At 62.0% G+C, this 12,096-nt stretch carries 6 protein-coding genes; 4 read left to right on the top strand and 2 right to left on the bottom strand.

Features of this window, described 5'->3' with window-relative positions:
- Positions 1-47: 47 nt before the first annotated feature.
- Positions 48-1,367: a TRZ/ATZ family hydrolase gene (locus LNV09_RS24180; RefSeq protein ID WP_263559630.1), complete on the top strand. Its 1,320-nt coding sequence runs from the start codon at positions 48-50 to the stop codon at positions 1,365-1,367.
- A 70-nt stretch (positions 1,368-1,437) separates the two neighbouring features.
- On the opposite strand, the gene LNV09_RS24175 is transcribed toward LNV09_RS24180, so the two are convergent.
- Positions 1,438-3,381, bottom strand: coding sequence for a DUF5666 domain-containing protein (locus LNV09_RS24175; protein ID WP_263559629.1), 1,944 nt, complete (start codon positions 3,379-3,381; stop codon positions 1,438-1,440).
- Between the two features lie 327 nt (positions 3,382-3,708).
- Here LNV09_RS24175 and purL point away from each other — a divergent pair, with 327 nt between their 5' ends.
- Complete coding sequence (purL, locus tag LNV09_RS24170) at positions 3,709-7,704, top strand: phosphoribosylformylglycinamidine synthase (protein ID WP_263559628.1); 3,996 nt, start codon at positions 3,709-3,711, stop codon at positions 7,702-7,704.
- Positions 7,705-7,715: 11 nt separating this feature from the next.
- Here purL and LNV09_RS24165 read toward each other — a convergent pair whose 3' ends face one another.
- Positions 7,716-10,406 carry a PAS domain S-box protein gene (locus tag LNV09_RS24165; protein WP_263559627.1) on the bottom strand — a complete coding sequence of 897 codons (2,691 nt, stop codon included), beginning with the start codon at positions 10,404-10,406 and terminating at the stop codon, positions 7,716-7,718.
- Between the two features lie 180 nt (positions 10,407-10,586).
- Between LNV09_RS24165 and LNV09_RS24160 the strand changes: the two genes are divergently transcribed.
- Together LNV09_RS24160 and rlmB are read left to right on the top strand one after the other, a co-directional pair.
- Positions 10,587-11,321: an acetyltransferase domain-containing protein gene (locus LNV09_RS24160; protein ID WP_263559626.1), complete on the top strand. Its 735-nt coding sequence runs from the start codon at positions 10,587-10,589 to the stop codon at positions 11,319-11,321.
- A complete protein-coding gene (gene rlmB, locus LNV09_RS24155) occupies positions 11,318-12,064 on the top strand; it encodes a 23S rRNA (guanosine(2251)-2'-O)-methyltransferase RlmB (protein ID WP_263559625.1) in 747 nt (248 codons plus the stop codon). Before LNV09_RS24160 ends, rlmB begins: the two co-directional genes overlap by 4 nt.
- Positions 12,065-12,096 lie beyond the last annotated feature (32 nt).

Genomic DNA, 12,096 nt, shown 5'->3' with positions numbered 1-12,096 from the left:
CACAGCTAAAGTCAGGGCCGCAAGGGCCACCCCATTTGGAGAATTCGATGACCACCAAGACCACCATTTTGAAGGCCCGTTGGCTGCTGAGCATGGCACCCGGCAGTGGGGTATTGAACGACCACGCCTTGGTTATCAGCGGCGAGCGCATTGCCGCTATCCTGCCTTGGGACCAGGCCGAGGCGCAGTACCCGGATGCCGAGCGGGTCGAACTGGGTCAGCATGTGCTGATCCCCGGGCTGATCAACGGCCACACCCATTCGGCAATGTCGCTGCTGCGCGGCGTCGCCGATGATGTGCCCTTGATGGATTGGTTGCAAAACCATATCTGGCCGCTGGAGAAAAAATGGGTCAGCGACGACTGGACCTACCAGGGTTCGATGCTGTCTGCTGCCGAGGCGCTGCGCGGCGGCGTCACCTATCTGAACGATATGTATTTCTTCCCCGCCGCGATGGCGCGGGCGGCGCTGGACAGCGGCATCCGCGCCGGTGTTTCCATCAATGTGATCGACTTCCCGACCGGCTATGCGGCCAACGCGGCCGAATACATTGCCAACGGTCTGGCCGCTTATGAGCAGTTCAAGGGCGAGGCTTCGCTGGACTGGACCTCGGCCCCGCACGCGCCCTACACGGTGTCGGACGAGACCTTTGTCGCCTTGCGCGAGTTGTCCGAGAAATATGACATGCAGATGCATTGCCATATCCACGAAACCCAGTTCGAGGTCGATTCCAGCGTGCAGCAGCATGGCATGCGCCCGCTCGAGCGCCTGAACAAGCTGGGCGTCTTGAACGAGAAGATGATGGCCGTGCACATGGTGCATCTGAACGAGGCCGAGATCGCCATGCTGGCCGCGCAAAAAGTGCATCTGGTTCACAACCCGAACTCGAATATGAAGCTGGCCTCGGGTGTGTGCCCGGTCACGGCCCTGGAGGCCGCCGGCGTCAACGTGATTCTGGGCACCGATGGTGCGGCCTCGAACAACCGCCAGGACATGTTCGGCGAGATTCGCGCTGCCGCCTTGTTGGCCAAGGGCTCGACCTGCAACTCGACCACCGTGTCGGCCCGCACCGCGCTGGAGATGGCGACGATCAGGGCAGCCAAGGCGATGGGCCGCGCTGCCGATCTGGGCTCGCTCGAAGTGGGCAAGCTGGCCGACGTGGTGGCGGTGTCGCTGGACGCCTTGGAGTGCCGGCCGGTCTACAACCCCGAGGCGCAACTGGTTTACGTAGCCGGGCGCGAGCATGTGTCCGATGTCTGGGTTGGGGGCCGCCAAGTGCTCAAGGGTCGGGTCTTGACCACGCTTGATCAAACCGCCCTGTTGGACCGCATCGAACATATCGTGGGGCAGATGAAGGCCGGCCTGTAAAGCTGCCCGCCTTGAAATAGAAAAGGGCCATGCCTCGCGGCATGGCCCTTTTTGTTCAGAGCCTAGCCGATCAGCCTGGCATGAAATGAACGCGTTTGGCGATCAAAGTGCCGTCCTTGCCGACGCTACCCTTGATCTCGACCTTCAGGCCGCTTGCCAACTTGGCGGCATCGCCGTCAATGAATTCCACGCCGCTGCCGCTGGCATTGACTTTCTGGCTGCCGATCTTGAAGTCGGCGCTGCTGACGAAGTCCGCGATCAATCCGCTCAGGTAGACATACTCGACACCCTCGCTGTCCTTCTCGGGCTTTTGCACCTCAATCTTGGTCGCGGTCAGCGTGGCCTTGCCGTCCACATTGGTCAGTGTCGCTTGCACGCTGATCTTGGCGCCGTTCTTCAGGTCGGCCACGGTGGTGCCCGTCGGCTCGAACTTGATGTTTTGACCCAACACGACGCTATTGCTGCCGACCTTGAAGCCGGTGTCCGTCACATCAAAAGCAATGCCCGAGAAGCCCACCGTCTTGACCACGCCGGTGCTGCTGTTGACCTTGATACTGGTCGCCGTGAACACACCACTTGCGTCTGAGTAGCTTCCCTCGGCCACCAGCACCACGCCATTGGCCAGGTTGGCCAGCGAACTATTGCTGGGGTTGAGCTTGGTGGTGTCGCTCCATTGCACCGTGGTGCCCAGCAGGCTGAAACGTTTGCTTGCCAAATCAACGCCGCTGATGGCGCCTTCCAGCCTTGCGGGCTTGTCGGCCGGTGGAGGCTGGATCTCGACCGTTTTGGCCAGCACGCCGCTGGCCGTCAACTGGCCACTGATGCTGACCCAGGCGCCGGTGGCCAAGTCGGCCGCCTTGCCCTTGCTAAAGGTCGCCTGTGAGGCGTCCACATCGGTGCCGCGCAGCTTGAAGTTGGCGATCGACACAAAGTCCGTTACCTGGCCGATCAGCATGGCCTTCAAGGCGGTTTCGGGCTTGAAGACCTTCAGGCTCGCAGCCTTCAAAACGCCGGCCGTCAAACTGCCCTTGGCATAGGCCTGGGCACCGTTGACGAGGTCGGCGAGCACGGTGCCTTCCTTCAACTCCGCACTGCTGGCGTCCACCAGCACATCGCCGATGCGCAGCGAAGCCAGGCTCTTGAAATCATTGATCTGCCCGCCAATGCTGAGTTCCTTGGCATCGGGCGTTTGACGCGACTTGACCTCGACCGCACTGGCCGTCAGCACCGTCTGGCCGCCGCTTGTTACCGGGGCGGCGGTGGCGACCACGCTGACCAGCTTGCCGTTTTCGATCACCGCACCGTCAGGCAGAACCTTGGCCTTGGCGTAATCAACGGTCACACTGCTATTGCCGCCGAGCGCAAAGCGCTTGGCGCTCGCGTCCAAAGTCTGTACAGGGCCACTCAAGCGATAGAGCTCACCACCTTCCTTGAGCTTGCGCTCGATGCGGGTGGCCGTGATGCCGCCGTCGGCCGCGACCGAGCCGGCCACCTTGAGCAAGTCGCCGACCTGCAATTGACTCAGGCTGTTGAACCCGTCCAACACGGTCGGCAATTGCCCACCACTGGTGATCTTGATGGTTTGGCCGAAGACCGTGATGCTGCCGCCATCAAGGTCGATGGCCGACACGGTGCCGACCAAAGCGAAGTTGACCAGCAGGTTTTGCAGCACGCCGTCCTTGTTGATCTCGCCCTGCACCCGCATGCCAGTGCGCAAGTCACCCAGGGTGGCCAATTTCTTCAGTTCCGGGTTGTCGCCGATTTCGACCTTGGTGCCCGCATCCGAGTAGCGAACGCCGTCGATCACCACGCTGCCGAAGCCGGTAATCGTGCCTTCAATCAGGGTCAGCGTGGACGAATTGGGTGCCGTTGGGGGCGGCGCGGCCGGCGTGACGTCCGGGGTGGCGGCGCCACCGCCACCACCACCACCACAGGCTATCAGGGCTGCGGCGCTGAGGATGCAAAGCCCTAGGCCTAGGCCTTGCTGCCAACTTGCGATTGAGTGCTTGTTCATGAGGGGGACCTTTTTACTGCGGGGAAGGACAGGAAACTGCTTTGAGGCATGGCTCTTGCCATGGGGCGACTGTAGGCAGTCCACCTCGCGTTGTGTCGGCAAACTGTTTCGAGATGTTGCTGCGGCCCTGGTCATGCTGTGCGCTTTGTCACGATCGGACGGGCAATTGACTGAACGGTAGTTTTGGGCGCATCGTCGGTCGAGCTCTGTAGATCGGTAAAATGCCGGCTTTCTTGGCGGGACCTTGTCGGTTCGCGCCAGCAATTCGCAAATCCAGCGCTGTAAGCGGCCGACGCCGCGCGCAGCGCGCCGACGCTCCGGGACTCCATGGCCACCTCCAAGCAACTGCTTTCTTTTGAAGGCGGCAACGCACTCTCAGCATTCCGTGCCCAGGCCTTGTTGCCGCAGCTGCAAAACGTCAACGAGCGCATCAACGCTGTGTATGCCCGCCATGTGCATTGGGTTTGGAGTGATGCTGCGCTGAGTGCCGACGATCAAGTCAAGCTGGCCGCGCTGTTGAACTATGGCGATGCTTATGTGGGGGGCAATGAGGGTCAGTTGGTGCTGGTGGCACCTCGCCTGGGTACCGTCAGTCCCTGGGCCTCCAAGGCCACCGATATCGCGCACAACTGCGGCTTGCAACTGCACCGGGTCGAGCGCGTGACCGAGTTCCGCATCACTCTGAAATCCGGATTGCTCGGCGGCGTCAAAACGCTGACGGCGGCCGAGTTGCAGGCCTGCGCCGAATTGCTGCACGACCGCATGACCGAGAGCGTGCTCTTGGCCCGCGAAGACGCGGCGCATCTGTTTGATGAACGCCAAGCGCAGCCACTCGAACATGTGGACGTGCTGGGCCAGGGCAGGGCGGCATTGGAGTCGGCCAACACCACTTTTGGCCTGGCGCTGTCGGTGGACGAGATCGACTATCTGGAAGCGGCCTTCAAGACTTTGGGGCGCAACCCCAGCGATGTCGAGCTGATGATGTTTGCGCAGGCCAATTCCGAGCATTGCCGCCACAAGATTTTCAACGCCAAGTTCACCGTTGACGGCGTCGATCAGCCTCTCAGCCTGTTCGGCATGATCCGCAATACCGAGAAGCTGAGCCCGCAGCACACTGTCGTTGCTTATTCCGACAACTCGTCCATCATGGAAGGCCATGTGATCGAGCGCTGGATGCCGGCCGGTGACGCGCGCGCGCCGCAGTACCAAGCGCGTGAAGAAACCGCCCATGTCTTGATGAAGGTCGAGACGCACAACCACCCGACCGCCATTTCGCCGTTCCCGGGCGCCTCGACCGGCGCCGGTGGCGAAATCCGCGACGAAGGTGCGACCGGCCGCGGCGCCAAGCCCAAGGCCGGCCTGACCGGCTTCTCGGTCTCGAATTTGCGCCTTCCGGGCTTGAATGAGCCCTGGGAGCAGGCCAATGTCGGCAAGCCGGCGCATATCGCCAGCGCCTTGCAAATCATGATCGAAGGGCCGCTCGGTGGCGCCGCCTTCAATAACGAGTTCGGCCGCCCGGCTCTGGCTGGCTACTTCCGCGTCTATGAGCAGGAAGTCGACGGCGTGCAGCGCGGCTATCACAAGCCCATCATGATTGCCGGTGGCCTGGGCGCGATTCGCAGCGACCAGACCCACAAGATCGAATTCCCGGCCGGCTCGCTGTTGATTCAGCTCGGCGGCCCCGGCATGCGCATCGGCATGGGCGGCAGCGCGGCCAGCTCGATGGCGGCCGGTACCAACATGGCCGACCTGGACTTCGATTCGGTCCAGCGCGGTAACCCCGAGATCGAGCGGCGTGTGCAAGAGGTCATCAACCATTGCTGGGGTCTGGCCGAAAAGAACCCGATTCTGGCGATCCACGACGTCGGCGCCGGCGGTATCTCGAACGCCTTTCCGGAACTGGTCAACGACGCGGCCCGTGGCGCACGCTTCGACTTGAGCAAAGTTCCGTTGGAAGAATCCGGCCTGGCGCCGAAGGAAATCTGGTGCAACGAGAGCCAGGAACGCTATGTGCTGGCGATTGCGCCCGGCAGCCTGGAGCTGTTCCGCAGCATGTGCGAGCGCGAGCGCTGCCCGTTTGGCGTGGTTGGCGTGACGACCGAGGCGCGCGAGCTGATTCTGGAAGACGGCGAGGGTGGCGAGCGCGCCATCGATATGCCGATGGAAGTGCTCTTGGGCAAGCCGCCCAAGGTGCACCGCGATGTCACCCGCGTCGAGCGCGACTGCGGCGTGTTGGCGCTGACCGGCGTGGATCTGGCGACGGTGGCTCTGGACGTGCTGCGTCACCCGACCGTTGCATCAAAACGTTTCTTGATCACCATCGGTGACCGCACCGTCGGTGGCCTGAATTCACGCGACCAGATGGTCGGCCCTTGGCAGGTGCCGGTGGCGGATTGCGCCGTCACGCTGGCCGACTTCAAGGGCTTTGCCGGCGAAGCGTTCGCGATGGGCGAGCGCACACCGTTGGCGGCGATCAATGCCGCCGCATCGGGCCGCATGGCGGTGGCCGAGAGCATCACCAATCTGCTCGCCGCGCCGATTGAGTTGCCGCGCGTCAAGCTGTCGGCCAACTGGATGGCTGCTTGCGGCGAGCCCGGCGAAGACGCCGCGCTGTTCGACACCGTCAAGGCGGTTGGCATGGAGCTGTGCCCGGAGTTGGGCATCTCGATCCCGGTCGGCAAGGATTCGCTGTCGATGCGCACGCGCTGGACGGGTGCTAACGGTGCAGTCCAGCAGGTCACCGCGCCGGTGTCCTTGATCATTTCATCGTTTGCGACCATCGCCGATGTGCGCGGCACGCTGACCCCGCAATTGCGCACCGATGCTGGTGACACCAGCCTGATTCTGGTCGATCTGGGCGACGGACAGCACCGCATGGGCGGCTCGATCCTGGCGCAGGCGCTGAATCAGTTCGGCGGTCCAGTGCCCGATCTCGATGACGCTGCGCAGTTGAAGAGTTTGGTCAGCGCTGTCAATGAGTTGCGTGCTGCCGATAAATTGCTGGCCTATCACGACCGTGGCGACGGCGGCCTGTGGGCGATCGCCTGCGAGATGGCATTCGCCGGCCATGTCGGCGTCAGCCTGAACGTGGACATGCTGATCACCGAGGGTGACGGCGTCAGCGACAGCCGCGCCGATACCGGCGACGCCAAGAACTGGGCGGGGCAGGTCGGTGCTCGCCGCGAGGAATTGACGCTCAAGGCCCTTTTCAATGAGGAGTTGGGCGTCGTCTTGCAGGTGCGCACAGCGGACCGTGACTCAGCTTTGCAGGTCTTGCGCGCACATGGCCTGTCCAAGCTCAGCCATGTGATCGGCAAGCCCAATGGCAATGCCTGCATGGAAGTTTGGCGCGACGCCAAAAAGGTCTTCAGCGCGCCGCTCGAAACATTGCACAAGGAATGGGATCAAGTCTCCTGGCGGATTGCCCAGCTGCGCGACAACCCGGCTTGCGCCGACAGCGAACATGGTCAGACCGGTGTGGCTGGCGACCCCGGCCGCCACGTGCATCTGAGCTTTGATCCGCAAGACGACGTGGCAGCGCCATTCATCAACATCGGCACCAAGCCCAAAATGGCCATCTTGCGGGAGCAGGGCGTCAATTCGCATGTCGAGATGAGTTATGCGATGGCCAAGGCCGGCTTTGACACCTACGACGTTCACATGAGTGATCTGCAGTCTGGCGCCGTAACCTTGGAGCAGTTTAAGGGCTTTGTTGCCTGCGGCGGCTTCAGCTACGGTGACACCTTGGGCGCCGGCGAAGGCTGGGCCCGCTCGGTCATGTTCAATCCGATTTTGGCCGAGCAGTTCAAGGCCTTCTTTGCCCGCGGGGACAGCTTTGCACTGGGCGTTTGCAATGGCTGCCAGATGATGGCGGCCTTGTCGCCCATCATCCCCGGCGCGCAAGATTGGCCCAAGTTCACGCGCAACAAGAGCGAGCAGTTCGAGGCCCGCTTGGCCATGGTTGAGGTTCTGGACAGCCCCAGCCTGTTCTTCAAGGGCATGGAAGGCTCGCGCCTGCCGATCGCCGTGGCGCATGGCGAAGGTTTTGCCGACTTCTCGCAGCGAGGCGACACAAACAAGGTCGCACGCGCCATGCGCTATGTGGACCACCATGGCCAGCCCACCGAGACCTATCCGCTCAACCCCAATGGCAGCCCGGACGGGCTTACTTCGGTAACTACCGCCGACGGACGATTCACCGTCTTGATGCCGCACCCGGAGCGGGTGTTCCGCAATGTGCAGATGAGCTGGACTTCCGGCGACGTCAATGAGCTGAGCCCCTGGATGCGCATGTTCCGCAATGCGCGCCGCTGGGTCGGCTAAAGGCTGCAGGGTCAGGGCACCACAAGCGGCGCCACAAAAGGCAGCCGCATCACAAAGTGGCTGCCCATTCCTGGCTCGCTGTGCAGCTCGATCTGACCGCCCAGAATGCCGGTGACGATGTTGTAGACGATGTTCAGGCCCAAGCCGGTGCCGCCTGCGCCCATCTTGGTGGTGAAAAAGGGGTCGAAGGCGCGCCGGCGCACTTCGGCCTTCATGCCGCAGCCGTTGTCTTCTACGGTCAAGCTGAAAAAGCGTTCATCCTCCGCCCTTGCATGGATGGAGATGCGCGCATCCGCTGGCTTGGCCTCGAATGCATGCAGGCTGGCGTTGAGGATCAGATTGGTCAAGACCTGACCCAGCGGACCGGGGAAACTGTCGAGGTCCTGCGCCATGGTTACCTCGACCCTGACTTCGATGCTGGCCTTGCGCAATTGGTTGCGCAGCAGGCTCAACACATCGTCTATGACCGATTGCAAGGCGAAGCTGCGCCGTTGCGCCGAGGTCTGATCCACAGAAATTTGCTTGAAATGCGCGACCAATTCATTGGCCGTGGCCATGCTGCGCAGCATGATGCTGCTGGCCGTGTGGGCATCGTTCAAATAGGCCTCAAGCACCGAGCGGCGCATCTGCCCGCCTTCGAAGCTGCGCCGTATTTGCAGCGTCAATTCTTCCAGCGTGGACGCCGTGGTCAAACAATTGCCCAACGGTGTGTTCAGCTCGTGCGCAATGCCGGCGACCAAGGAGCCTAAAGCCGCCATCTTTTCCGAGCGCAGCAATTCCTCTTTTGCTTGACTGAGCACGGACTGGGCTTGCTTGAGCTCGGCCGTGCGGCTTTCCACCCGGGACTCCAAATCCGCATTCAGATCGGCCAATTGGCGCTGGGCCAGCCTTTGCGCGGTGATGTCGCGTGCGATGCCCAGATAGCCGCTCGGCTCGCCACTTTGAGAACGCACCAGGCTCACCGTCAAGGACACTTCCAGATGACTGCCATCGCGCCTCACATAGGTCCATACGCGCGTTTCGCTGCCGCTGGCGCGCGGGACTTCGACAAAGACGTCAAAACCCTTGATCGGCCGCCCATAGCTTTCGCTGAGTTCGGCGCTGCGCGCCTCGACCTCGCTGGCGAGATGCAAAAACGCCGGTGATTGCCCCACCATCTCGGCTTGCGCGTAGCCCAGCATCTGCTCTGCGCCACGGTTGAACAAACTGACCCGGCCTGCCAAATCGGTGGCAATGATGGAGAACTCCTGTGCGGCGTCCAGCACGGCTTGCAGACGGTCGAGTGCCAGCGTTAGCGCGGCCTTGGATTCACGCAAATCACGCTCCGCCATTTTGCTTTCGGTGATATTGCGCCCGGTGCCACGGTAGCCTTTGAAATGCCCCTGTGCATCGAAAAACGCCCGGCCCGAGATGCTCACATAGCGCAGCGAGCCGTCCTCCGCGTACTGGGCATATTCGAAGTTCCGAAACGGCTGATGGCGTTCAACCGAGGCAATATGCGCGGCCCAGTCGGTGCCGGGCGCCAGGGCCGGCGACTCCCAGCGCTTGAACCCGAGCAACTGAGGGCCGCTGACTTGAGTTGCTTCCTCTGTGGAGCGCGAGGTGAAGGTGAAAAGAAAGTTCTCGTCCTGCTCCCAAACCCAGTCCGCCGACAGCTCGGTCAGGCTTTTGAAGCGCGACTGAGCGGCTTCCAAATCGGCTTGTGTGCGCAGGCTTTGTTCGATTTGCTGCGCCAGCAGGCGATTTTTGTGCAGCAACAGGCGACGTCGGTATACCGCCAGGGCGGCCAGGCCGCCCAATGCGGCGCTGCCCATCAGGCTGGCAAAGAACTCGGCGCCATAGGCATTGCTGCGCCAAGCCTGTGCGGCGCCAGGCGCCGCAGCGATAGACCAAGTGGCGCCAGGCAATTGAACCGATTGATGCACGGCTGTCGCCAGTGTCGCTAGAGCCGGATCGCCCCAGATCGGCGCGTGAATCGTTTGCCGATCTGCCTGCAATTGAAAGACGGCCAGCCGCATGCTCGGATGGTCAGTCAAGCCAGCCGCTCGCATGAACAGTTCCATATCGGCCACGACCGAGATCACGCCCCAATAGCGACCACCGGTTTGGGCCTTGCCGGCGGAGCCAATTGCCGGAGCGGACGTTGCCGGCAAGAACACCGGCGTGCGCTGGATGATGCCTTGCCCGCCTTGCACCAATTTGACCGGGCCGACAAGCACAGGCTGGCCCAGCGCGCGGGCTCGCTGAACTTGGGCGTACTGGGCCGGGATGTCGACATAGCGCAAGTTCTGAACCGCCTCGTTGCCCTCGAGTGGGAAGACATAACGAGCTATGTCATCGGGCGCAGCGACGATGCTGCGCACTTGAGGCAGCAAATTGACGACGCGCCGGCTGAGAGCATCGAAACGAGCGCTGGAGATGCCACCGTCCAGTTGGATCATGGCCTCAAGGCCGACCGTGGGGCTGAAGGTGGCCTGAGCTACTGCTTCCAGCCGGGTGCGAATGGCACTCAATTCATGATTGATCTGGGCCTGCTCACTGGCCAAATTTTGTGACTCGCGCGCCCACAGCAACACAAATGACAAGCAGATAGCGCCCAAGGCAGTCAATATGGCCGGCCAATAGGCCAGCCAGTGCCGAAGCCGCGCATATCTGAATGCTTCCATCTGGCTGGCTTGCGTTGAAACTTGGCTTTGGCTCATGCTTTGCGCCTGTTTGCCCATTCAGAGTTAGTGCACTGCTGACGGTAACACAGGGTCTGCGGCCCTGGCTTGAATGCATAACTGCGAAATTCTTGCTGAGCTCGGCGACCCGTGCCGCTTAGACTTTGCACTTGCTCGCCACCTAGAACTCTTCCGCTCGTGCATTCGTCTCCATCTTCATTGCCACCATCAGTCGCTGGAAATCTGCGCTACCTCCGGCTTGACGCGTTGCGTGGCGCCGCCATCGTCTGGATGGCCGGCTTTCATTTCGCCTTTGATTTGAACCATTTTGGCTGGATCAGCCAAGACTTCTACCGCGACCCCGTTTGGACCGTTCAACGAACGTTGATCGTCAGCCTGTTCTTGCTCTGCGCTGGCATTGGGCAGGCCTTGGCGCTGCAGCAAGGCCTGAGCTGGCCGCGTTTTTGGCGGCGCTGGGTTCAGGTGGCGGCTTGTGCGGTGGCGGTGTCTATCGGCTCCTACCTGATGTACCCGCGCAGCTTCATCAGCTTTGGCGTGCTGCACGGCATGGCCGTGATGCTCTTGCTCCTGCGCTTTGCCGCGCCCCGCTTGCCGGTCTGGGCTTGTTGGCCGCTCGGGCTGGCCGCTTGGCTGGCACCCCAGGTTTGCTCGCATCCCTTCTTTGACTCGCGCTGGAGCAATTGGTTGGGCCTCGTCACCCACAAGCCCATCGCGGAAGACTATGTGCCGATCTTGCCTTGGCTGGGGGTCATGTTGTGGGGCTTTGCGCTGGGGCGCTGGCTGTTGGCGAGTCGCGCCGACATATTGAGTGCTGAATTGCCCAGAATCCTGTCACCGCTGGCCTTGCTGGGGCGTTGGTCACTGACTTTCTATATGCTGCACCAGCCGTTTTTGATCGGAATGCTCAGCCTTGCCGCTACGATGCGAGGATGAGCTCCAACAAAATTCTTTTCGGCTTCCATGCCGTCACGGTGCGCCTGAAAACGCACCCCACTTCGATCAGCGAAATCCACTACGACACCACGCGGCGCGACCAGCGCATGCGTGCTTTTGTCGACCGCGCCCGCGACGGTGGCGCCAAGCTGATCGAAAGCGATGACGAACGCCTGGCCAAGATTGCCGGTACCACCCGCCACCAGGGCGTGGTGGCCAAGGTGCAGGCGCTGGCGATGCCACAGTTCCTGGACGATGTGATCGAGACCATCGAGGGCATGCCCTTGGTGCTGGTCTTGGACGGCGTCACTGACCCACACAATCTTGGTGCCTGCCTGCGGGTGGCCGATGGCGCCGGTGCGCACGCGGTGCTGGCACCCAAAGACCACGCAGTCGGCCTCAACGCCACGGTGGCCAAGGTGGCCAGCGGTGCGGCCGAGACCGTGCCGTATTTGATGGTGACCAATCTGGCGCGCTCACTGAAGGAGCTGAAAGAGTACGACATTTGGGTCGTCGGCACCTCGGATCAGGCCGAGAAGTCGATCTATGACTTGGACCTGAATCGCCCGATCGCTTTTGTGCTGGGCGCCGAAGGAGACGGTCTGCGTCAGCTGACCGCCAAGACCTGTGACGAGTTGGTGCGCATCCCGATGCAAGGTTCGGTAGAGAGCTTGAACGTGTCGGTGGCGGCAGGCGTGTGTCTGTTCGAGGCCTTGCGTCAGCGAACCGTCAAGCCTGCCTGAGCGCATCCCATCACAAACCAAGAGTCAAAACC

Source organism: Paucibacter sp. B2R-40 (assembly GCF_025717555.1).
Classification (GTDB): Bacteria; Pseudomonadota; Gammaproteobacteria; order Burkholderiales; family Burkholderiaceae_C; genus Paucibacter_A.
Note: the sequence above shows the minus strand (reverse complement) of the source record. Positions and strands in the feature narration are given on the sequence as shown.

Bases quoted from the DNA above. Each gene is read 5' to 3' on its own strand.
- purL (WP_263559628.1), top strand. From the start codon at position 3,709: ATGGCCACCTCCAAGCAACTGCTTTCTTTTGAAGGCGGCAACGCACTC.
- rlmB (WP_263559625.1), top strand. From the start codon at position 11,318: ATGAGCTCCAACAAAATTCTTTTCGGCTTCCATGCCGTCACGGTGCGC.
- LNV09_RS24165 (WP_263559627.1), bottom strand. From the start codon at position 10,406: ATGAGCCAAAGCCAAGTTTCAACGCAAGCCAGCCAGATGGAAGCATTC.
- LNV09_RS24175 (WP_263559629.1), bottom strand. From the start codon at position 3,381: ATGAACAAGCACTCAATCGCAAGTTGGCAGCAAGGCCTAGGCCTAGGG.
- LNV09_RS24180 (WP_263559630.1), top strand. From the start codon at position 48: ATGACCACCAAGACCACCATTTTGAAGGCCCGTTGGCTGCTGAGCATG.